The sequence below is a fragment of the Rhodococcus sp. 5A-K4 genome, assembly GCF_046097995.1.
GTDB lineage: Bacteria > Actinomycetota > Actinomycetes > Mycobacteriales > Mycobacteriaceae > Rhodococcus_F > Rhodococcus_F erythropolis.
On record NZ_JBJURM010000013.1, the window covers coordinates 139,636 to 160,035 of the forward strand.

The following is a 20,400-nucleotide window of genomic DNA, read 5'->3' on the forward strand; positions in this document are numbered from 1 at the left end:
CGACAGAACGGCACTCCCGCGATTGCGGGAGTGCCGTTCGTGGGTCTACCGGAAGTTCTAGCTGCCGAGCGTGACCGGGTCGGGGCCGATGCGGCCGGCCGGGTCGTCGAGAGCACCGATCGCGTTGATTTGTTCCGGCGTCAGTTCGAATCCGAAGACATCGAAGTTTGCGGCGATACGTTCGGGGGTCACCGACTTCGGAATCACCACGTTTCCGATCTGCAGGTGCCAGCGAATGATCACCTGAGCCGCGGTGACGCCATGAGCGTCGGCGATAGCGGTGATGACGGGGTCACCGAGAACAGTTCCCTGGCCGAGCGGGCTCCACGCTTCCGTCGCGATTCCCTTGCCGGTGTGGAAAGCGCGCAGTTCGGCTTGGTTGAACTTGGGGTGAAGCTCGATCTGGTTGAGGACCGGCACCTCACCGGTTTCACCGATGACACGCTCGAGGTTCTCGATGGTGAAGTTGGAGACGCCGATGGATCGAACCCGTCCGTCCGCCTTTAGCTTCTGGAATGCCTTGAAGGTCTCGACGTACAGGTCCTTGGACGGAACCGGCCAGTGGATCAGGTACAGATCGAGGTAGTCGAGACCCAACTTGTCGAGGCTGGCGTCGAAGGCGGCAAGCGTCGAGTCGTAGCCCTGATCGTCGTTCCACAGTTTTGTCGTGATGTACAGGTCTTCGCGGGCGATGCCGGATTCGGCGATCGCGCGGCCGACGCCCACCTCGTTGCCGTAGATCTTGGCGGTGTCGATACTGCGGTAACCGGCCTTCAGAGCGGTGGAGACGGCTTCCTGCGTCTCGTCGTCCGGAACCTGGAACACACCGAATCCCAGTGCGGGGATCGTCTTACCGTCGTTCAGAACAATGGTCGGTACAGAGGTCACATCGTTGGTCTCGGTCATATGTGGATCCAACGCACGGGCGCCAGGAGGCATTCCCCACCGAACCTCCTCTTCGGCCCCTTGTCGCACCCGAAATGCCGGTCTACCTTGGAATACAAGTAATCGAATCGCCTCGAGAAAAGAGAGAGCGATGAATCTCGGATATCGTCTCGCCTACAAGGTCGGCGTCACTCCATGGGAGCACACCGGTCACGGCTTCGACGCTCAACTGTCCGGCCTTCTGGATGCGATTCCCCTCCCGGAAGGTGGCCGTGCACTCGATATCGGTTGCGGCACCGGACGCCATTCCATCGAGCTGGCGCAACGCGGGTGGCACGTCACCGGCGTCGACGCCGAACAGGAACCGCTGGACAAAGCGCGCATTCACGCGCGTGAAGCACACGTCGACGTCCGGTTCCTCCACGAGGACGCGGCAGACCTGCACATTGCTGTCGACGGCGGGCACATGCTGGTGCTCGACATCGGCTGCTTTCACGGGCTCACCGATCATCAACGACGCGACTACGGGAGGTCGGTCAACGCGATCACCGCACCCGGGGCGTCCATGGTGATGTTCGCATTCGGGCCAGGTCACCGTTGGCCGATGCCACATGGCGTCTCCGAGGAGGACGTCATGCGAGCATTCGACGGTTGGTCGATGGCCTCGAGTACGGCCGCCGACGTGAGTGAATCGCCACTTCCGGTCCGTGCGGCACATCCGTGCTGGTACCACCTGGTCCGTGACTGACTGCTGTGCGCCTTTATTAACCGCCCGCGGTTAATAAAGGCGCACAGCACCGATTAACACAGGCGCACAGCTCCGGGGATACTTCTCAGGTGACTGCAACACTGCGCATCAGCGGCCTCTCTGCCTCCCGGGGAGAACGCACTCTGTTCTCCGACCTCGATCTCACCATCGCGCCCGGCGACGTCATCGGCCTCGTCGGCGCGAACGGCGCCGGCAAGTCGACGCTTCTCACTGCACTGGCGGGAATCGGAACTGCCGACGTCGAAGGTTCGATCATCCTCAGCCCGCCAGACGCTGCGGTGGGCTATCTCGCGCAGGAACCCGACCGCATCGAAGGCGAGACCGTCCTCGAGTTCCTCGGCCGACGCACCGGCGTCGCGCACGCCGAGGCGGTCATGAACGCCGCGGCCGAAACCCTGGCTGAAGCGGAGGAGGATCTGTACTCTCCGGCTCTCGAACGCTGGCTGGCTCTCGGCGGCGCCGATCTGTTCGAGCGCGCTGAGAAGGTGGTCGAAGAACTCGGGCTCGGAGTTCCGCTCGATGCTCACATGACGGCGTTGTCCGGCGGTCAAGCCGCACGCGCCGGGCTCGCGTCGCTGTTGCTCTCGCGCTACGACATTCTCCTGTTGGACGAACCCACCAACGATCTCGACCTGCGGGGTCTCGAGCAGTTGGAGCGATTTGTCGCCGAGACCCGAGCGGCGCTGGTTGTCGTGAGCCACGATCGCGAGTTCCTCTCGCGCACCGTCACGGGGATCGTGGAACTCGATCTGGCACAACAGGACATCGCCGTCTACGACGGCGGCTACGAGTCGTACCTCGCCGAACGCGAGATCGCCCGCCAGCACGCACGCGAGGCGTTCGAGGAATACGCAGGCACTCGCTCCGATCTCGAAGATCGCGCACAGATGCAGCGCAACTGGATGGAACACGGCGTCCGCAATGCGCGTCGTAAGGCCAAGGACAACGACAAGATCGGACGCGGATTGCGGACCGAGTCGACGGAGAAGCAAGCCGCGAAGGCACGCCAGACTCAACGTCGCATCGAGCGACTCGAAGTGGTCGAGGAACCGCGCAAGGAGTGGGAACTTCGCATGGAGATCGCGGCGGCTCCGCGGTCCGGATCCGTTGTCGCAACCACGAATGGTGCCAAGGTAACTCGCGGTCAGTTCACGTTCGGTCCGGTCACGACACAGATCGACTGGGGCGATCGAATCCTCGTCACGGGCGCGAACGGAGCCGGCAAGACCACCCTCCTGAACGTTTTGCTCGGCAAACTCGTCCCAGACGAGGGCATCGCGTCCTTGGGTTCCGGTGTCGCGATCGGTGAGATCGATCAGGCGCGTGGATTGTTCGAAGGTGATCAACCAGTCGTCGAGGCCTTCGGCGCTCAGGTTCCGGACTGGCCCGATGCCGATGTCCGTACTCTGCTCGCCAAGTTCGGCCTGCGCGGACACCACGTACTCAGATCTGCCGCTTCCCTGTCCCCCGGCGAAAGAACAAGGGCTGCACTTGCTTTGCTCCAAGCTCGCGGCGTGAACCTACTGGTACTGGACGAGCCGACGAACCATCTCGACCTTCCGGCGATCGAACAGCTCGAGCAGGCGATGGAATCCTTCGAGGGAACCCTCCTCCTGGTCACTCACGATCGACGCATGCTGCAGTCCACCCGAAGCACGCGCCGGTGGCGAATGGAGAACGGACAGCTCTTCGAGGAGTAGCCAACCGACTCTGCTTGCGCAGACAACCCGCGTGTGCAACTATTTATCAGGCGCACGCAATAGTTGCATGCGCGGCACAGGTGGGCACGGGCGACACGATCGCCCGTCGAACCGCCACACCCAGTCTTGAAGGGCGCTCTTCAATGTTGTCGATCCCCGACCGCACACTGACTCACGGAACCACCGGCGAACCGATCACCATCCCGCAACTCGGGTACGGCGTTTTCCAGGTACCGGACGCACAGACCGAAGAGGTCACTGCCACCGCTCTCGAGATCGGCTACCGCCACATCGACACGGCCGCGATCTACGGAAACGAAGCCGGTGTCGGCCGCGCCATCGCTAGTTCGGGTGTTCCGAGGTCAGAGCTTTTTGTCACCACCAAGTTGTGGAATGACGATCAGGGCCACGACCGAGCGCTCGCCGCGTTCGACACGAGCCTCGACAAGCTCGGCCTCGACTTCGTCGACCTGTATCTGATCCACTGGCCGGCACCGGCAAAGGGCCTGTTCGTGGAGACGTGGGCGGCTTTCGAGGAGATCCTCGCCTCCGGCCGTGCCCGTGCGATCGGCGTGTCCAACTTCCTGCCCGAGCACCTCGAACTGCTGGCCGAGCACAGCTCGATCACCCCGGCCGTCAACCAGATCGAATTGCACCCCAGACTGCAACAGCACGCGTCACGGGAATACGCGCGAAGTCGCGGCATCGAAATCGAGGCATGGAGCCCACTGGGACAGGGAACTATCCTCGACGACCCGACCATCGGGAAAATCGCTGCAGCACACGGAAAGAGCCCAGCGCAGATCATTCTGCGCTGGCATCTCGAACAGGGACACACCGTTTTGTCGAAGTCGGTGACACCTGCCCGCATGCGCGACAACGCCGCAATCTTCGACTTCGCACTCGATACCGACGAGTCAGCTGCCATCGCAGCGCTGAACACCGACAGCCGTGTCGGACCCGATCCAGTCGAATTGAACTGAATCGAAACGGCTTCAGGAATTTTCGTGGGGAGTCAACGTCAGCAGCACGGAATCGACGGACTGCTCGGCCAGGAGCGCGTCCAACGGTAAGTGACGGAACAACGCTCGGTAATAGATCGGCGACGCCAGGGCATCCAGGACGAAGTCCAGGTCGAAGTCGCTCCGAATGTCGCCGCGTAGCCGCGCCGATTCCAGCACTGCCGCAGTGGAATCGCGTCGTGGCTGAAAGAATGCCGACTGGAAATCCCGCGCCAATTCCGGGTCCGCCGCCAGATCCGCAACCAACGCGGGCAGGATCCGCCCAACTACCGTTTCGCTCAGCCCCACAACCAATGTCGTGATGCCGGCGACCAGGTCTGCCCTGAGATCGCCGGTGTCCGGCGTTGGATCAGTACCGATGTGCGCCACGACGACGTCGACCACCAGATGCCGCTTCGACGGCCATCTCCGGTAGATGGCGGGTCGGTGCACGCCGGCTCTCGTCGCCACCGAACCGATTGACAGCTCCGCATAACCGTTCTCCCCCAACAACTCCAGGGTTGCCGCCAGTACGGCGTCGTCGATCCGCTCGTCGCGGGCGCGCACCATCTACAGCACCGGTCGCGGCATGAGCACCAGACGCCAGCCGTCGGGATCTTCGAAAGTCATCCCCGCATTCTCCTCCCAGTACGGATTCTCGGCGCCAACGGGTTCGTGCCCTGCTTCACCCAACCGCTGAACTACCTCGTACATCGCCGACTCGCCGGCGAAGTAGAGCACCAACAGGTTGTCCTGCGTCGGCGCCGGGCACGGGCTTCCGTCTTCGTGGGTCGTGAATTCGAGGTGGTAGTTCGAATCCGGCAGCCCCAGCATGATTCCGTCGTACCCGGCATGACCGGAGAACCGGTAGAGCTCGGGCAATCCCAGACAGTCGCGATAGAACGCAATCACGTCGTCGAGCCTGTCGGTGGGTCGCGCTATACGCACTTGCACTACTGCGAGTTCGTTCGGCCAAGTTGCCATTCTTAAACAGTACAGTACGTACCGTAATGTTTCGAGAAGATGGCCGCCAGCCTCCCGACGGCAGCTCGCTGCAACTACAAGCGATCATTCTCCGGAAACGCCGCTTTGGGCATGAACTTCGGCCTGGCGAACAGCACAGAGAGATTGGTGGGCTGCGACTCCACCGGGCGATCGGACCGATACAGCAAGGCCTGCTGCGGGGTACTCACCCATTCGCTGGCGAAAATCTCACCGATACGGCCCACCGGCACGTGCGATCCATCCTCGAGTCGAACGGTGACGTCTGCCCCGGCATCCGACTGGCCGTACACGACCCACCACGATTCACCCTCAACGTCCCCTGGAGTGTGCTGACCGATACCGATGACGGCACCTTTTTCCATCGCATCGCGCCAGACCACTTCACGCCCTTGCGGTCCCACGCTGTAGCTACCGTCCTCGCGCACCTGCACGACGAGGCAGGACTTCTCGAGCACCAACTTTTCGACCACCATGCGACGCCCCTTCTGTTGCCCGAACCCTATCCGCCGACACCACCCAGAAACGGCATCTTCGCGGTTCATGTTGACAAACTGTTGGGTTTTTACAACACTTTGATGCATGAGCCCAGTCCGACGGGGAGACGCGCTCCCCATCTTCAATCGCATCGGAGTGCTTCGCGCCGAGCGGAAGATGAGTCGGGCCCAACTTGCACAACTCGTCGACGTCAACCCGCAGACGGTGGGGGCGCTCGAACGCGGCGATCACTACCCCAGCCTGGATCTCGCGTTCAGGATCTGCTGGGTGTTCGACCTTCCGGTCGAAGCGGTGTTCTCCCGGACGGAGTTCGGGCCGCTGTCGACGGAGGTCTACCGGAATGCACCGTCGACAGAGGTCTACCGATCTGACCGCACTACCGAGGGGAGTGAAAAGCCCAGTGCCTGAATCAAATCTGATCGACCGCTACCAGGCCCACCGCACTCGGCGGTTCCTGCAGAACGAGGAGACGTTCCGACATTGGCTCCCGAATTGGCGAACCCGTCGACGTCGGCGGATGCTCGTCATCGCCCTCGGAGTCCTGTTCGCCACGATGGTTGCCATCGGCATAGCGTGCCTGTTCAACCCACTGTTCGCGGTGGCATGGCCGGTCCTCACCCTGTTGTTCCTACCGACGTGGTCTTCACTTCAAATCGTGTCGGGCAGGCAAGGGGATGCGCCGCGGCATGCTCTGGACGAATGGGAGATCCAGCAACGCAACGACGCCCGTTCCGTCGGGTTGAGCGTGACTCAATCGTTGGTCTTTATTGTCGCCATTTTCCTCATTTTCACCTCGTCGGTGCAGTGGAATGTAGAGAGACTGCCTTACTCGGGAGGTTTATTGGCACTGACTGCAATGCTGATCGGCGCGTGCACGCCCGCGATGATTCTCTCGTGGACCAATCCAGACCCGGATCCGATTGATTCCGAAGAGTTCGACCTCTGACCCGTATTACCGAAGCGCACCACTCGACCGATGGGAAGGACCCATGTCAGCCACCCTCACGATCGACGGCATCTCGAAACGCTACGGCGACGTCGTTGCACTCGACAACCTCAGTTTCGAAGTGCGACCAGGCGAGATCTTCGGATTCGTCGGCAGCAACGGCGCCGGCAAGACGACCACGATGCGCATTGCGCTGGGTGTGCTCGGAGCAGATTCGGGGGAAGTTCGCCTCGGCGGCAAACCCGTCGACCTCGACGTGCGTCGCACTATCGGATACATGCCGGAGGAACGCGGCCTCTACCCCAAGATGAAGGTGGGCGCGCAACTTTCCTATCTGGCCGAGCTACATGGACTCTCGAAAGCCGATGCGCATGCGGCGACAGAGCGCTGGACCGAACGTCTGGGTATCGCCGAACGCGTCAAGGACACCGTCGACTCCCTGTCCCTCGGTAATCAGCAACGTGTGCAGCTCGCGGCCGCGCTGGTTCACGATCCAGCGGTACTCGTTCTGGACGAACCGTTTTCGGGCCTTGACCCCGTAGCGGTCGATGTCATGAGTGACGTGTTGGTCGAGAAGGCTCGCACCGGTGTTCCCGTAATCTTCTCCAGCCATCAGCTGGATCTGGTGGAGCGCTTGTGCGATCGCGTGGGCATCATCAGCCGCGGCAGCATGCGAGAGATCGGAACCGTCGACGAACTACGAGGCAAGGGCGACGGCCGAATCGAAGTCTTCGCCCCTGACGCGCCGGTCGGCTGGGCACACCACCTGATCGGTGTCACCACACTGAGCCACCTCGACGGTCGAACGCTCCTGAGCGTCGACGGAACCGCCGACGATCAGCAGATCCTGCATGCAGCGTTGAAAACCGGACCGGTGCACGAGTTCACGCTACGACGTCCGTCACTGACCGATCTGTTCCGAGAGGTAGTAGCCGCATGAGCAACCAGTTGAGCGGAGGTCGAGCCATCGGGTTGGTCGCCCGACGCGAATTCATGACGCAGATCTCGAAGAAGAGTTTTGTGATCAGCAACGTCATCATTCTGGTCGCGATCGTCGGCGGCATCATCGCCTTCTCACTCTTCTCCGGCGGTGACGAGGACAAGTCGAAGATCGGCTTGGTCGGCAACCAATCACTCAGTGCCACGATGGTGTCCATCGGCGACACCCTCGGAAATCCGGTGACGGTGACGGAGGTTTCCGACGACGGAACCGCGCGTAACCAGGTCAAGGACGGCGACCTCGACGTGGCCGTGATCGCTGGATCGGGCGGCGGCGTCACTGTCGTGACCAAGAAGGAAGTGCCCACGAATCTGCGCGCCGTCATCGAGAGTTCCGTTGCACAACAGGCACAATCGAATGCGCTCTCCGCCGCGGGGATCGATCCGGCTCAGCTCGCCGAAGCCACGTCCACCGCAGTGGTCACCATCGATGCCATCGATCCCCCGGATCCCGAACAGGGCCAACGCATAGCGATGTCGATCGCTGCTGTGGTGCTCCTGTACATGCAGATCCTGCTGTTCGGAACGTACGTGGCGATGGGCGTCGTCGAGGAGAAGTCCAGTCGCGTGGTCGAGCTGCTGCTCTCCACTCTTCGTCCGCTTCAGTTGTTGTGGGGCAAGGTTCTCGGAATCGGTGCTGTCGGCCTGATGCAGATGGCTGCCTATGCCGTCGCGGGCGTCGCCACCGGACTGGCGACGGGCGTCCTGACCGTGACGGGCACCGCGATCGGCGTTCTGTTCGGCACTCTCGGGTGGTTCATTCTCGGCTTCCTCTTCTTCGCCGTGCTGTACGCCGCCGCCGGGTCCATGGTCTCGCGGCAGGAGGACGTCAACGCCACCGCGATGCCTCTCGCGCTGCTCGTCATGGCGATGGTCAGCGTGGCTTTCGTTTCGGTGAGCAATCCAGAAGGAACCCTGAGCAACGTGTTGAGTTGGATTCCGCCGTTCTCGGCAATCCTCATGCCCCTGCGCATTTCCGCCGGTGTTGCTTCTCCGTTCCAGATCGTGGGAACCATTCTGCTGATGCTGGTCGTGACTGCTGCGCTGTCGATGATCGCGGCAAAGATCTACCAGCGCTCCATCCTTCGTATCGGCAAGGTCGTTTCATGGAAAGAGGCGTTCGGACGCTGATTCTCCGGCGCACAACTGGCGCCACGCGATCCCGACGGCACCCCGTCCAGGTAGGTTCATCCTGGACGGGGTGCTGCTTACTTGGAGGACGTTGTGCGAATCTCGGCCGAAGAACTACTCACTGCGGTACTCGATTCCGAGAGCTTCGTCTCTTGGGACTCCCCGCCCGTCGACGTCGGACCTGGCCCGAAATACGCAGAAGACCTGGCGAAGGCCCGCGAGAAGAGCGGAGTTGACGAGTCCGTCGTCACCGGTGTCGGTACGGTTCGGGGCCGTCGAGTCGCGGTAATTGCCTGTGAATTCAGCTTTCTCGCCGGTTCCATCGGAGTCGCCGCGGCCGAGCGGATCGTGACCGCCGTCGAACGTGCTACGGCAGAACAACTCCCGCTGCTCGCCTCGCCCACCTCTGGCGGAACGCGGATGCAGGAGGGCACCGTCGCCTTCGTTCAGATGGTGAAGATCGCTGCGGCAGTGGCTGTTCACAAAGCGGCACACCTGCCCTACCTGGTATACCTGCGCAATCCCACCACCGGCGGGGTCTTTGCCTCGTGGGGATCCCTCGGCCACATCACCGTCGCGGAACCCGGTGCTCTGGTGGGATTCCTCGGACCCCGTGTCTACGAATCGCTGTACGGCGAAAAGTTTCCCGACGGTATCCAGACGTCCGAAAACTTGTATCGCAACGGCGTTATCGACGGCGTCGTACCCGTCGACCGCCTCCGTCTGCTGGTCAATCGAGCGTTGTGCGTGCTCACCGATCCCCCTGCCCAGGCGGCCACGGACCCGATTCCCTCACCCGAGATTCCCGATGTTCCCGCCTGGCAGTCGGTGATGCTCTCGCGCCGGGCCGATCGACCCGGCATCCGGCAGTTGCTCCGCCATGCCGCAACTGAACAGGTACCGCTCAGCGGCACCGGGCAGGGTGAAACCGACAAGACGATCTTGCTCTCGCTCGCCCGCTTCCGAGGCTTTCCGTGCATCCTGCTCGGCCAGGACCGCAGTGGCCAATCCGCGCTCACCACGATGGGGCCGGCCGCGCTCAGGGAAGCGCGACGGGGCATGAAACTTGCCGAAGAACTACAACTCCCGCTTGTCCTCGTGATCGACACTTTGGGCGCGTCGCTGTCCAAAGAAGCTGAAGAACGTGGACTGGCCCCTGAGATCGCCCGTTGCATCGCCGACCTCGTGACGCTGAAGACCCCGACAGTGTCGGTGTTGCTCGGTCAGGGAACAGGCGGCGGGGCGCTCGCGCTGCTGCCCGCCGATCGGGTACTCGCGGCACAGAACGGGTGGCTCGCTCCCCTGCCGCCGGAAGGCGCAAGCGCGATCGTACATCGCGACATCAGTCACGCACCGGAGATGGCGGCAGCGCAGGGCATTCGTTCGTTGGATCTGCTTCGAGACGGCGTAATCGACGCGATCATTCCCGAAACGCCTGACGCGGCCGACGAACCCGTGGAATTCTCCAAGAGGGTAGGGGCTGCGATAGCGCACGAACTCTTCGTGCTTGCCGAAGAGTCGGACACCGATCGCCAGTCCTCCCGTATCGCGCGCTATCGAAACCTGGGAGTTCCGCAATGACGACGAAGGACCGGAACGCGCTGACGCTGCCGCACAGTTACGACCGCGCGGCACTCGCTCGTTTCGAATTGTTCCTGTTCGCGGGCATCGCCACCGTGTTGATCACCCGCGCTTATCTGGCGGCAACGGGCTATCCCCAGATCGGGGGCGGCGCCCTCCACATCGCACACGTTCTCTGGGGCGGATTGCTGATGGCCGTCGCCATCGTCGCGACCGCCATCACCGAAGGCTCTCGCACGCGTGACCTGGCCACGCTCGTCGGCGGAATCGGATTCGGTCTCTTCATCGACGAGGTCGGAAAATTCGTCACCGCCGACGTTGATTACTTCTACCAGCCTGCCATCGCGATCATGTACGTCGTCTTCGTTCTCTTCTATCTTGCCGCGCGCGAGGTGGTGATTCGGCGCGGAATGAATGATCGTCATCGGCTCGCCATCGGGGCGCGAGCGCTCTCGGACCTCGCTCTCGGTCAGCTCGACGAGATCCAGTACAACCACGCCCTCCGCGTACTCGACGGCGTCGAAGACCGCAGCCTCACCGACCTCGTCGATTCGATCAAGGCCGGCCTGCATTCACAGGCTCCGCCGACCGGCGGTATCGAATCGAAGATCACTCGTGGCCGCAACGCGTTCTTCCACCGTGCTGAGGAACTGCTCCGGCACCGTGTCGTCCGCCGACTGGTACTGACCCTGTTCGTACTGCAGGCTCTTCTGGCGATTGTCCAGGTGATCTACGCGTTGGTGTCCGAGAACGTCGTCGAGGCCGACGACGTCTCCGACCTGGTGGTCCAGATCTCCACCGTCGCAACCGGAGTTCTTGTGGTCCTGGGAGTGTGGTTCCTCTTCCGCGGTCCGTACCTGCGAGCCCTGAGACTCCTGCGTGCATCCCTCATCGTGAGTCTCCTGGTGACGCAGGTCTATCTGTTCACGCAGGACCAGTTCGGCGCGCTTTTCGGTTTCGCAGTGTCACTGTTCATGCTCGCGACACTTCGCATCGCGATTCGAAGCGAAGAGGCCGCCGCGGCTCTACCTCAGTAATTCTCTACCGCAGCGAGATCGCCGGCCGACTCGGTAGATCGCGGATTCCGCGGAGCGGGCTGAAGAGCAGGACCAATCCGCACGGCGCGATCAGGCAGGCCATGATCCACATCGTCCCGCGCGGTCCCACCGCGTCGCCGAGGTAGCCTGCCGTCAGCGCACCGAGCGGAATGCTGCTGTGCAGCAGGAACATACTCGTTGCCACTACTCGTCCGAGGCGGTCCGGCGGACAGTAACTTTGACGGAAACTGCCGAGCACCACGTTGCACGACACGACACCCGCAACCATCACCATGCCGCCGATGCAGAACCAGAACAGGCCGGCACCGTACGTCGTCAGAGGCGCCAACAGGATGAACGGTCCCGTCACCAACTGACAGATGAGAACGCTTCGGGCAGTGCCGAATCTGCGGCCGAGCGGGCGCGCGATCATCGATCCGACAATTCCGCCCACCCCGGCAATCGCCAAGAGAAGCCCGAGTCCGAACTCCCCCACACCAACCGTCTTTTCCAAGAACACGATCTGAATCGTGGTGTACCCGGTGAGACCGAAATTGAGCAGAGTGCCGTAGACGACGATCGACCGCAGATACGGATCACCGGCAACGAATCGCAGTCCGAGCGCAATCTGCCGTCGCAACGGTTCTCGCTGATTCTGTCCGCGATGGACGGTCTCCTGCACACGAATCAGCCAGATGCATACGAAGCAGAAGGCGAACGTGAACGCGTCGACAACCAGACCGGCCGCGAGCCCGACAGTTGCAACCACCAGCCCACCGACGCTTGGGCCGATCACCCGAGTTGCGGCCTCGGCGCCCTGAATCTTCGAGTTCCCTTCGACAAGATCCGCTTCGGCGAGCACCGTGGGGAGATACGAGTGATAGACCGCCTGGAAGAAGACCGTGGCTGTACCGGTGAGCAGCGCGACCAGGAGCAGGTGGCCGTATGTCATCGCCTCCAGGAAGCCGGCGATCGCGAGGCTCGCGAAGAGCAGCGCGCACGCAGCGTTCGCGATCATCATGATCGGACGCCGTGGCAGCCGGTCGATCCAGGCACCGGCAGGTAGTCCGACGATCAACCACGGCAACCACACTGCCGATGCCAGCACACCGATCTGGAAGCTACTCGCGTCCAGTTCGCGAAGCGCGACCAGCGGCAGTACGACGGTCGTGACACCGTTTCCGATACCGCTGACTGCGTCGCCGGTCCACAGCAGTCGGAAGTCACGCAGAGCGAGGACTCCCCAGAAGCCTGCGCGTTGCGCTGCACCTGTCACATCGATCCCCCTTTCCGTCCCTGGCTTATCCCACCCCTACGCGCCACTGGCCGACGGGACAGGCCCGCCCGGCGCAAAGGGACGGTACCCGCACCGCTACTGAGGCGCACCACACTGACGGTGACCTAAGGTGTTCCAGGTCACCGGTAAGCGAAGTTCACGAGAGGACACACGTCGATGAGCTCTTCCGAGCAGGCGTCCCACACCACGTATGCCGACGCATATCGCGAGAGCATGGATCAGCCGGAGAAGTTCTGGCTCGACGCTGCGCGTGCCGTCGACTGGGATGTCGCCCCCACGAAGGCTCTCGACGATTCTGCCGCGCCGATCTATCGCTGGTTCCCGGATGCTTCGCTCAACACCAGCTTCAATGCCCTCGATCGGCACGTCCGCGACGGCCGCGGCGATCAGACCGCGTTGATCTTCGACTCCGCGATGGTCCCAGCCAAGACGACCTACACCTACGCCGAATTGCTCGAGCAGGTCTCACTCTTCGCCGGCGTCTTGAAAGATCAGGGTGTGGTGGCGGGCGACCGCGTGATCATCTACATGCCGATGATCCCCGAGGCCGCGATCGCGATGCTCGCGTGTGCACGTATCGGCGCGGTGCATTCGGTGGTGTTCGGCGGCTTTGCGGCCAAGGAACTCGCAACCCGTATCGACGACGCTGGTCCAGTGGTGCTCGTGACGGCGTCCGGCGGCCTCGAACCCGGACGAACAATCGAGTACCTGCCGATGGTCGAGAAGGCTCTGCAACTGTCCGCCACGCCCGCGCACACCGTGATCGTGAAGAATCGCGAGCAGATTCCCGGCGCAGCTGCCGACTACAAGTCAAGTGCCGCAGCCTGGTTCGACTGGGACGAGCTGATCGCCGATGCAACTCCTGCCGACCCGGTGTCGGTCGCCGCGACGGATCCGCTCTACATCCTCTACACCTCGGGAACGACCGGTAAGCCCAAGGGCGTCGTCCGGGACAACGGTGGCCATGCCGTTGCCCTGACGTGGACGATGAAGAATCTCTACGACATCAGCCCCGGCCAGGTCTGGTGGACCGCCTCAGACGTCGGTTGGGTGGTCGGCCACTCCTACATCGTCTACGGGCCACTGCTCGCCGGAGCTACGACGGTCATGTACGAAGGCAAGCCCGTCGGGACCCCCGATGCAGGTGCATTCTGGCGCATCATTTCCGAATACAAAGTGTCGGCACTCTTCACCGCTCCGACAGCGATCCGCGCGGTCCGCAAGGCCGACCCGGATGCAAAAGAGCTTGCCAAGTACGACATCTCGTCGCTCGACACACTGTTCGCGGCCGGCGAGCGCTTGGATCCCGACACCTACGAGTGGGCTACTCGGATTCTCGATCGCCCGGTGGTCGATCACTGGTGGCAGACCGAAACCGGTTGGGCCATCTGCGCGAACCTGCGCGGCCTCGAACCGATGGAGATCAAAGCAGGCTCACCCACCGTCGCCTGCCCCGGATACCGCGTCGAAATCGTCGACGGCAAGGGCGAACTCGTGGGTCCGGGCACCGAGGGCAACATCGTGATCGGCCTGCCGCTTCCTCCCGGAACACTCGCCGGACTGTGGCGTGACGAGGACCGGTACGTGAAGTCCTACCTGTCGACTTTCGAAGGCTATTACCTCACCGGCGACTCCGGATACATCGACGAGGACAACTACGTCTTCGTGCTCGGACGAAGTGACGACGTGATCAACGTTGCCGGACATCGCCTTTCGACCGGAAGCATGGAGGCCGTCGTCGCCGGCCACCCGGCTGTCGCCGAATGCGCGGTCATCGGCATTCACGACGAACTCAAGGGGCAACGCCCCAGCGGCTACGTCGTGCTCAAGTCCGGCGTCGACATCGATCCCGAAACACTCCGACAGGAACTGGTCGCCCGGGTGCGAGACCAGATCGGTGCCGTCGCCACGTTCCGGGACGTCACCGTCGTCGCTGCACTACCGAAGACTCGTTCCGGCAAGATCCTCCGCAAGACCATGCGGCAGATTGCCGACAACGAGGAGTACACGGTCCCGTCGACCATCGAGGACGCGAGCGTACTGGACGAGTTGTCCAAACTCCTTCGCGGATAAGGATTCAGAGAATTCCCCTGCCTGGCTCGCATCGAACGTAGCAGTATGAACACGTTCCAGTTTTCAACGATTCAGACGGGCAGGGGAAGTTCGATGGGCAATTTGGACGGTCAGGTCGCATTCATCACCGGAGCGGCGCGCGGTCAAGGGCGCGCACATGCCGTCAAGCTCGCGTCCGAGGGCGCGGACATCATTGCGGTGGATCTGTGCGCGCCGGTCGCAACAGCGGGGTACGACATGGCCACCGAAGCCGACCTCGCCCAGACCGTCGCCCTGGTCGAAGCTCAGGGCCGGCGCATCGTCGCGTCCGTCGCGGACACTCGCGACCTCGATGCCCTGAAATCAGCGGTCGACGCCGGAGTCGAGAAGCTCGGCCGACTGGACATCGTGATCGCCAACGCGGGAATCGCGGCGTCGGCGAAATTGTCCTGGGACCTGAGCGCCGAAGAGTTCCGCGAGCTGATGGACATCAACGTCACCGGCGTTTGGTTGACGACCAAGGTGTCGATTCCGCACATCATGAACGGCAATCGAGGTGGATCCATCGTGTTGATCAGCTCGATGGCCGGGCTTCGAGGCGTGCCGGGTATCGCACACTATTCCGCGTCGAAGCACGCCGTTCGGGGGCTGGCGAAGTCTCTGGCCAACGAACTCGGCTGGGCGGACATTCGGGTCAACTCTGTACACCCGGGCAATGTGCAAACGACGATGATCGACAACGAACCGATGGTTCGTGCGTTCCGTCCAGACTTGGAGAATCCTGTCCTCGCCGATACCGCTCCGATCATGTCGAAGCTGAATCTGCTGCCCCACCCGTGGGTCGACCCCGAAGTGATTGCGGATGCGGTGTTCTATCTGGTGGGGCCGGCCGGGCGCGGGATCACCGGCATTGCGTTGCCGATCGATCTCGGCACCTCGGAAAAATTCGCCGGCGGCTGAAGGCCCGAACTGATGCAGAATTGCCTCTGCCGGATGGGTCTCGAGCACCATCCGGCAGAGGCAATTCCGGCTTGATCAAGCCTTCGTAGCAACAGAACAAGTAGTCGACAACCTCATAGGCGCTCCTCGTCTGGCGTGGGAAAAACCGTTGTGGGATGCGCAACAAACCCAAGACCCAGCGTAGAAGCATTTGGCCGCAAACGCGCGTCATTCGGCACTATTTTTTTGGATTCGGGCATACTGGACAACGCTCCCACCACGTATTATGGACCCGAGTTCACACTTACAGGGGGTAGGCACAGTGACGGTCAAATACGCCGTAATGGACCCGATTCACGGAAAAGTCGAGATCTCGTTCGATGTCGACACGGGGGTCGTCGACGTCCGAAACGGCAACTCACACGCTCTGTTGACGCGTCGAGTCGATGCCCCGCGCCGCGAAGGCACACCCATCGGAACGCGCGCCGCCGCCGACTTGTTCTTCACTGTCGGTGGCGACGAAGTCGAACTCACTGTCGGCAAAGGGTTTCTGTCCCGTCGCTCGTACTCTGTCTCGGCACTCGTCGACGGCGTGAGTTTGAACTTCGCCCCAGTCGACGACGCGAACAGTGCATTCACCCGCGACGGATTGCGGATCGGGCACTTCTCCAAGAACGAGGAATCCGATCCCAGACAGACCGACGCAGTCTGGTCGAGCACGCCGAGCACCGACGAACTTGTCATCGGATACGCCCTGGCCGAAGCCTTCGATTGTGGAGCACTCAACGGGGCTTTTGCGTTGATCGAATCACTGGTGCTCGGCGGCGGATAGAGACCACTCAGAGCAGGTGGATTACCAGCAGAACAACGGCAATAGCTGGGAAAAGCACCTGCACGACGGCTGCGCGGGCTTTGTCGGGAGACGAGAGAATCAGCACCAGTCCCGCGGCAACCATCGATCCTGTGCCCGCCAGGACGAGGGCAATTCCGACCGACGCGGAGCCGGTCGCCGCAATCACGATGCCGACCGCTGACACGATCGCCAGGAAAAGGTTGTAAAAGCCCTGGTTGAAGGCGAGCGGCTGCGTGGTGATCGCCTCTTCCTCGGACTTCACGCCGAACGTGGCGCGGGTCTTCGGGGCCGTCCAGAGAATCGATTCGAGGACAAAAATGTATACGTGCACTGCTGCGGCCAGTCCCGCGAAGATGTAGCCGGCGACGTTCATCGGTGAGCTCCTGTTGCTTCGAGTGAATTCTGTATCGTTCGGTCCAATATATACTGGACCGAACGATACAGAAAGAGCGAGGCTTTGATGGGCAGATCACAAGAATTCGACACAACAGCCGTGGTCGCTGCCGCGTTGGACGTTTTCTGGGCACGCGGATACGAAGGCGCCTCACTCGGCGACCTCGAATCCGCGACGGGGCTGAGTCGGTCAAGTCTCTACAACTCGTTCACCAACAAGCGCGGATTGTTCGACGCCGCCGTGCAGATGTACCTCGAACATGTCATCCGGCCACGTCTGCGAGGCCTCACGACAAATCCCGGGACAGACGCCGTCGACGACTACCTTTACTCGCTTGAGCACGCGATCGGCACCATGACCGCCGACTCGCCTCGGCGCGGTTGCCTACTTCTCAATACGGCTGCCGGACTCGGCGCGCACGACGATGCGGTGGCAGCCGTGATCCGCGCCTATCGGCAAGAACTTGCCGTTGCAATTCGCAGCGGGCTACAAGCCACATTTCCGACCGAGACAGACGCCACGCTCTCAGACCGCACTCGAATCCTTCTCTCCTGCACAGTAAGTGCACTGGTCCTCGCGCGAGTTGACACCGAAGAGGCGATCGCAACTCTGGAATCTGCGCGCCGCCTGAACGAAGAGTGGCAGTGATAGCGACATGAGTTCACATCGTTGCCCGCAGCCGGACCGGTAGGCGATGATGCTTCACATGCCCAAGTTGACCACGCCCGCGATCGCCACTGGCTATCTCGAGGGGATGGACCAACCCTCGATCCGCATCGGGACTTCCGCGATTCTCCGACCGTGGACCCACGACGACGCACCGGCCGTCATGGAAGCCTTTCGCGATCCGTCGATTCAGCGTTGGCACATCCGCCGCGCCGACTCGATCGACGAAGCACGGGGTTGGCTCACCCAGTGGAGAGACGGGTGGGCAAGCGAATCCGAATGCCATTGGGCGATTACCACTCCCGAGACGAATGAACTCCTAGGCCGAATCGCAGCCAAGGGGGTGAATTTGTGGGACGGCACTGCCGAGCTCGCGTATTGGATGACCCCAGCGGCGCGAGGCCGTGGACTCTGCACCCAGGCCGTAACTGCACTGTCCGAGTGGGCATTCCGCGAAGTAGGGTTTCATCGATTGGAACTCGAGCACTCGATCCACAACCCACGATCGTGCCGAGTTGCCACCAAAGCAGGGTTCAGCGAAGAAGGTGTTCGACGAGGCTCCGCCAGGCACGCCGACGGCTGGCACGACATGCATGTCCACGCCCGACTACGTAGCGATCAGCCTTCGGCACCGACCCGCGCCGCGAGCGCAAGTGTCTGATCCACCAATTCCGCAACTCGCTGCGGCGCGACCGGTTCGAGGTCGAACAGAATTCGGTAGATGATCGGTGCCACCACGTGGTCCACTACCGAATCACCATCCACGTCAGCAGCTTCCGGCCAACGAGCTAGTATCACGTCGATCTGTGTCCGACAGAAAAAGGCGCACTTGAACTTCTTCGTGCCGTCCGGTGCGTGCGTCTGGTCGTCGCTCATCAGCACATCTCGCAGCGATGCGCGACCGACGGGTGCAGACATCTCCTCCAGATAGTCCTGCGCCCAGATCGTCAGATCCCCTCGGAGCGAACCCGTTTCACGCGGGTCGGCGTCCGGTCGCAATCTCTCGATCGAGACATCGGCAAAGACTTCGTTGATGTCGCCCCACCGCCGATAGATGGTCGACGGGGTCACACCCGCATCGGTTGCGATCATCGGCACCGTGATCTCTGCCCGATCACGCTGTTCCAACAACTTGCGCGCCGACGCATGCACTGCCTGTTGGATGCGCGCACTGCGGCCACCGGGGCGCGGACCTGCGGACGGACTCATAAATCAATACTAACGCAAAGATGTTGCATTAGGCTACGGCCAGGCGTAGCGTCCCAAACGCAAAGTATTTGCGTTTGAAGTCTTCACCACCCGCACGGGAAGCGCTACGACAATGACAACGACCATTTCACCACCGACCGAGAGCACTTCACGCCCACGCTTGGGGCGAGGCGTCGCTTTCACACTCATCGCCGTCATCATCGCTACGTTCCTGGGCGCCTCCGCGACCCCGACACCGTTGTACGAGCACTATCAACAGTTGTGGGGATTCTCCTCGCTCGCGTCGACGCTCGTGTTCGGCATCTACGCTCTCGCATTGCTCGCCACGCTCTTGACCGCCGGATCCCTGTCCGATCACATCGGCAGGCGCCCGGTCCTGCTCGGAGCGCTCGCCTTGGAGGCGGTCTCGCTCGCCCTGTTCGCCTCCGCCGATGGTTTGACCATTCTGCTGATTGCCCGGGTCGTGCAGGGTGTTGCCACCGGCGCTGCAATCAGCGCTTTGGGTTCGGCGTTGATCGACCTCGAACGCACTCCGGGACGCGGATCGATTATCAACAGCGTTGCTCCGACAGTGGGGCTTGCCGTCGGAGCCGTGGGTTCGAGTCTCATCAGCGAGCACCTGCCCAGGCCAACCAGCACTGTCTACCTGGTCCTTCTCGTACTCGTCGTCCTCGAGATCCTCGGGGTTTGGGCCGCTCCCGAGACTTCGGGCGGACGCCCCGGAGCCTGGCAGTCGCTACGCCCCACCCTTGCTGTTCCTCGCGAGGCCCGAACCATGATTGCGCTCACCGCACCGTGCCTGATCGCGGTCTGGGCGCTGGGCGGTTTCTACCTCTCGCTCGGACCGGCGCTGGCGCGCAACGCACTTGACGTTCACAGCTCGCTCATCGGTGCCATCATGGTCGCAACACTGACGGGATTCGGAGCCGCAGCGGTGCTCACCTTCCGCAAACTCGGCGGCCGAACCGTGATGCTGATCGGAACCACCGCCTTGGTGCTCGGGGTGGCAGTCACACTCATCGGTGCTGAAACATCCTCTGCAGTATTGATTCTGGTTGGTACGGCTGTTGCCGGGATCGGCTTCGGAGCAGGATTCCAGGGAACCATCCTCACTGTCATGCCGCTGGCCGAGAACCACGAACGCGCGGGGTTGTTGTCCACCGTCTACGTCATCGCATATCTGGCCAACAGCCTTCCGGCATTGCTGGCCGGCTACCTGGTCGGCAAGGTGGGGTTGGTGGATACGACGCGTGGCTACGGAGCACTCGTCATGGTTCTCGCGGCCGCCGCACTGATCGGACTGCTGGTCACCGGCGAGCGAAAGGTCGAAGCTGTCTCCGTGTCGGAGTAGGTGTCCCCCGATCGGTGGACACACCGTTCCTCCTGCACAGGGTCCGGGGAGTGGACATACGACATCGATCCGCTCCGACATAGTTGTCTT

General features: G+C 62.2%; 22 protein-coding genes. 15 read left to right on the forward strand and 7 right to left on the reverse strand.

Annotated elements, in window-relative coordinates:
• Window positions 1-57: 57 nt before the first annotated feature.
• Window positions 58-906, reverse strand: a complete 849-nt coding sequence (locus ACKAMS_RS18590; protein WP_024487265.1) for an aldo/keto reductase — start codon at window positions 904-906, stop codon at window positions 58-60.
• Between the two features lie 130 nt (window positions 907-1,036).
• Here ACKAMS_RS18590 and ACKAMS_RS18595 point away from each other — a divergent pair, with 130 nt between their 5' ends.
• The 3 genes from ACKAMS_RS18595 (at window position 1,037) to ACKAMS_RS18605 (ending at window position 4,337) form a co-directional block, all read left to right on the forward strand.
• Window positions 1,037-1,633: a class I SAM-dependent methyltransferase gene (locus ACKAMS_RS18595; RefSeq protein WP_046379040.1), complete on the forward strand. Its 597-nt coding sequence runs from the start codon at window positions 1,037-1,039 to the stop codon at window positions 1,631-1,633.
• 89 nt (window positions 1,634-1,722) lie between these two features.
• Window positions 1,723-3,354, forward strand: a complete 1,632-nt coding sequence (locus tag ACKAMS_RS18600) for an ABC-F family ATP-binding cassette domain-containing protein (RefSeq protein WP_197941820.1) — start codon at window positions 1,723-1,725, stop codon at window positions 3,352-3,354.
• A gap of 143 nt (window positions 3,355-3,497) precedes the next feature.
• Complete coding sequence (locus tag ACKAMS_RS18605) at window positions 3,498-4,337, forward strand: aldo/keto reductase (RefSeq protein WP_020908738.1); 840 nt, start codon at window positions 3,498-3,500, stop codon at window positions 4,335-4,337.
• Window positions 4,338-4,349: 12 nt separating this feature from the next.
• Here the strand turns inward: ACKAMS_RS18605 and ACKAMS_RS18610 are convergent, their stop codons facing one another.
• The 3 genes from ACKAMS_RS18610 to ACKAMS_RS18620 all read right to left on the reverse strand — a co-directional run bounded on the left by ACKAMS_RS18610 (window position 4,350) and on the right by ACKAMS_RS18620 (window position 5,833).
• Window positions 4,350-4,925 (reverse strand): TetR/AcrR family transcriptional regulator, encoded by a 576-nt coding sequence (locus tag ACKAMS_RS18610; RefSeq protein ID WP_007733408.1) that lies wholly within the window; start codon window positions 4,923-4,925, stop codon window positions 4,350-4,352.
• Window positions 4,926-5,339 carry a VOC family protein gene (locus ACKAMS_RS18615; RefSeq protein WP_080909125.1) on the reverse strand — a complete coding sequence of 138 codons (414 nt, stop codon included), beginning with the start codon at window positions 5,337-5,339 and terminating at the stop codon, window positions 4,926-4,928.
• A 74-nt stretch (window positions 5,340-5,413) separates the two neighbouring features.
• Window positions 5,414-5,833, reverse strand: a complete 420-nt coding sequence (locus ACKAMS_RS18620) for a hypothetical protein (protein ID WP_029255992.1) — start codon at window positions 5,831-5,833, stop codon at window positions 5,414-5,416.
• 106 nt (window positions 5,834-5,939) lie between these two features.
• Here ACKAMS_RS18620 and ACKAMS_RS18625 point away from each other — a divergent pair, with 106 nt between their 5' ends.
• The 6 genes from ACKAMS_RS18625 to ACKAMS_RS18650 all read left to right on the forward strand — a co-directional run bounded on the left by ACKAMS_RS18625 (window position 5,940) and on the right by ACKAMS_RS18650 (window position 11,549).
• On the forward strand, window positions 5,940-6,263 hold the full coding sequence (locus ACKAMS_RS18625; protein ID WP_003940147.1) for a helix-turn-helix transcriptional regulator: 324 nt from the start codon (window positions 5,940-5,942) through the stop codon (window positions 6,261-6,263).
• Entirely contained in the window at window positions 6,256-6,801 is a 546-nt protein-coding gene (locus tag ACKAMS_RS18630) for a hypothetical protein (protein WP_020970450.1), read from the forward strand. Before ACKAMS_RS18625 ends, ACKAMS_RS18630 begins: the two co-directional genes overlap by 8 nt.
• A gap of 43 nt (window positions 6,802-6,844) precedes the next feature.
• Window positions 6,845-7,741, forward strand: a complete 897-nt coding sequence (locus ACKAMS_RS18635) for an ABC transporter ATP-binding protein (RefSeq protein ID WP_019744869.1) — start codon at window positions 6,845-6,847, stop codon at window positions 7,739-7,741.
• The gene (locus ACKAMS_RS18640; protein WP_019744870.1) at window positions 7,738-8,931 is read left to right on the forward strand and encodes an ABC transporter permease; all 1,194 of its coding nucleotides are present in this window, start codon (window positions 7,738-7,740) and stop codon (window positions 8,929-8,931) included. Before ACKAMS_RS18635 ends, ACKAMS_RS18640 begins: the two co-directional genes overlap by 4 nt.
• 93 nt (window positions 8,932-9,024) lie before the next feature.
• Entirely contained in the window at window positions 9,025-10,512 is a 1,488-nt protein-coding gene (locus ACKAMS_RS18645) for a carboxyl transferase domain-containing protein (protein WP_408989356.1), read from the forward strand.
• Entirely contained in the window at window positions 10,509-11,549 is a 1,041-nt protein-coding gene (locus ACKAMS_RS18650; RefSeq protein ID WP_408989357.1) for a hypothetical protein, read from the forward strand. Before ACKAMS_RS18645 ends, ACKAMS_RS18650 begins: the two co-directional genes overlap by 4 nt.
• Before the next feature lie 4 nt (window positions 11,550-11,553).
• On the opposite strand, the gene ACKAMS_RS18655 is transcribed toward ACKAMS_RS18650, so the two are convergent.
• Window positions 11,554-12,825: an MFS transporter gene (locus ACKAMS_RS18655; protein WP_408989358.1), complete on the reverse strand. Its 1,272-nt coding sequence runs from the start codon at window positions 12,823-12,825 to the stop codon at window positions 11,554-11,556.
• Between the two features lie 177 nt (window positions 12,826-13,002).
• On the opposite strand from ACKAMS_RS18655, the gene ACKAMS_RS18660 reads away from it, so the two are divergent.
• The 3 genes from ACKAMS_RS18660 (at window position 13,003) to ACKAMS_RS18670 (ending at window position 16,669) form a co-directional block, all read left to right on the forward strand.
• Window positions 13,003-14,919, forward strand: a complete 1,917-nt coding sequence (locus tag ACKAMS_RS18660; protein ID WP_019744874.1) for a propionyl-CoA synthetase — start codon at window positions 13,003-13,005, stop codon at window positions 14,917-14,919.
• Between the two features lie 93 nt (window positions 14,920-15,012).
• Window positions 15,013-15,858, forward strand: coding sequence for a mycofactocin-coupled SDR family oxidoreductase (locus ACKAMS_RS18665; protein ID WP_408989359.1), 846 nt, complete (start codon window positions 15,013-15,015; stop codon window positions 15,856-15,858).
• 301 nt (window positions 15,859-16,159) lie between these two features.
• Complete coding sequence (locus ACKAMS_RS18670; protein ID WP_223304422.1) at window positions 16,160-16,669, forward strand: hypothetical protein; 510 nt, start codon at window positions 16,160-16,162, stop codon at window positions 16,667-16,669.
• 7 nt (window positions 16,670-16,676) lie between these two features.
• Here the strand turns inward: ACKAMS_RS18670 and ACKAMS_RS18675 are convergent, their stop codons facing one another.
• On the reverse strand, window positions 16,677-17,063 hold the full coding sequence (locus tag ACKAMS_RS18675; RefSeq protein ID WP_029255997.1) for a DUF1304 domain-containing protein: 387 nt from the start codon (window positions 17,061-17,063) through the stop codon (window positions 16,677-16,679).
• 87 nt (window positions 17,064-17,150) lie between these two features.
• Between ACKAMS_RS18675 and ACKAMS_RS18680 the strand changes: the two genes are divergently transcribed.
• Both ACKAMS_RS18680 and ACKAMS_RS18685 read left to right on the forward strand, forming a co-directional pair.
• A complete protein-coding gene (locus ACKAMS_RS18680; RefSeq protein ID WP_408989360.1) occupies window positions 17,151-17,732 on the forward strand; it encodes a TetR/AcrR family transcriptional regulator in 582 nt (193 codons plus the stop codon).
• Window positions 17,733-17,790: 58 nt separating this feature from the next.
• A complete protein-coding gene (locus ACKAMS_RS18685) occupies window positions 17,791-18,411 on the forward strand; it encodes a GNAT family N-acetyltransferase (protein WP_408989361.1) in 621 nt (206 codons plus the stop codon).
• Here the strand turns inward: ACKAMS_RS18685 and ACKAMS_RS18690 are convergent.
• Entirely contained in the window at window positions 18,369-18,959 is a 591-nt protein-coding gene (locus ACKAMS_RS18690; RefSeq protein WP_020970457.1) for a TetR/AcrR family transcriptional regulator, read from the reverse strand. The two genes, ACKAMS_RS18685 and ACKAMS_RS18690, sit on opposite strands and share 43 nt — an antisense overlap.
• 112 nt (window positions 18,960-19,071) lie before the next feature.
• Between ACKAMS_RS18690 and ACKAMS_RS18695 the strand changes: the two genes are divergently transcribed.
• A complete protein-coding gene (locus ACKAMS_RS18695; RefSeq protein ID WP_046379047.1) occupies window positions 19,072-20,310 on the forward strand; it encodes an MFS transporter in 1,239 nt (412 codons plus the stop codon).
• The last annotated feature ends 90 nt before the right edge of the window (window positions 20,311-20,400 follow it).

Bases quoted from the DNA above. Each gene is read 5' to 3' on its own strand.
- ACKAMS_RS18590 (WP_024487265.1), bottom strand. From the start codon at position 906: ATGACCGAGACCAACGATGTGACCTCTGTACCGACCATTGTTCTGAAC.
- ACKAMS_RS18595 (WP_046379040.1), top strand. From the start codon at position 1,037: ATGAATCTCGGATATCGTCTCGCCTACAAGGTCGGCGTCACTCCATGG.
- ACKAMS_RS18605 (WP_020908738.1), top strand. From the start codon at position 3,498: ATGTTGTCGATCCCCGACCGCACACTGACTCACGGAACCACCGGCGAA.
- ACKAMS_RS18610 (WP_007733408.1), bottom strand. From the start codon at position 4,925: ATGGTGCGCGCCCGCGACGAGCGGATCGACGACGCCGTACTGGCGGCA.
- ACKAMS_RS18615 (WP_080909125.1), bottom strand. From the start codon at position 5,339: ATGGCAACTTGGCCGAACGAACTCGCAGTAGTGCAAGTGCGTATAGCG.
- ACKAMS_RS18620 (WP_029255992.1), bottom strand. From the start codon at position 5,833: ATGGTGGTCGAAAAGTTGGTGCTCGAGAAGTCCTGCCTCGTCGTGCAG.
- ACKAMS_RS18625 (WP_003940147.1), top strand. From the start codon at position 5,940: ATGAGCCCAGTCCGACGGGGAGACGCGCTCCCCATCTTCAATCGCATC.
- ACKAMS_RS18635 (WP_019744869.1), top strand. From the start codon at position 6,845: ATGTCAGCCACCCTCACGATCGACGGCATCTCGAAACGCTACGGCGAC.
- ACKAMS_RS18640 (WP_019744870.1), top strand. From the start codon at position 7,738: ATGAGCAACCAGTTGAGCGGAGGTCGAGCCATCGGGTTGGTCGCCCGA.
- ACKAMS_RS18650 (WP_408989357.1), top strand. From the start codon at position 10,509: ATGACGACGAAGGACCGGAACGCGCTGACGCTGCCGCACAGTTACGAC.
- ACKAMS_RS18660 (WP_019744874.1), top strand. From the start codon at position 13,003: ATGAGCTCTTCCGAGCAGGCGTCCCACACCACGTATGCCGACGCATAT.
- ACKAMS_RS18665 (WP_408989359.1), top strand. From the start codon at position 15,013: ATGGGCAATTTGGACGGTCAGGTCGCATTCATCACCGGAGCGGCGCGC.
- ACKAMS_RS18675 (WP_029255997.1), bottom strand. From the start codon at position 17,063: ATGAACGTCGCCGGCTACATCTTCGCGGGACTGGCCGCAGCAGTGCAC.
- ACKAMS_RS18680 (WP_408989360.1), top strand. From the start codon at position 17,151: ATGGGCAGATCACAAGAATTCGACACAACAGCCGTGGTCGCTGCCGCG.
- ACKAMS_RS18685 (WP_408989361.1), top strand. From the start codon at position 17,791: ATGCCCAAGTTGACCACGCCCGCGATCGCCACTGGCTATCTCGAGGGG.
- ACKAMS_RS18690 (WP_020970457.1), bottom strand. From the start codon at position 18,959: ATGAGTCCGTCCGCAGGTCCGCGCCCCGGTGGCCGCAGTGCGCGCATC.
- ACKAMS_RS18695 (WP_046379047.1), top strand. From the start codon at position 19,072: ATGACAACGACCATTTCACCACCGACCGAGAGCACTTCACGCCCACGC.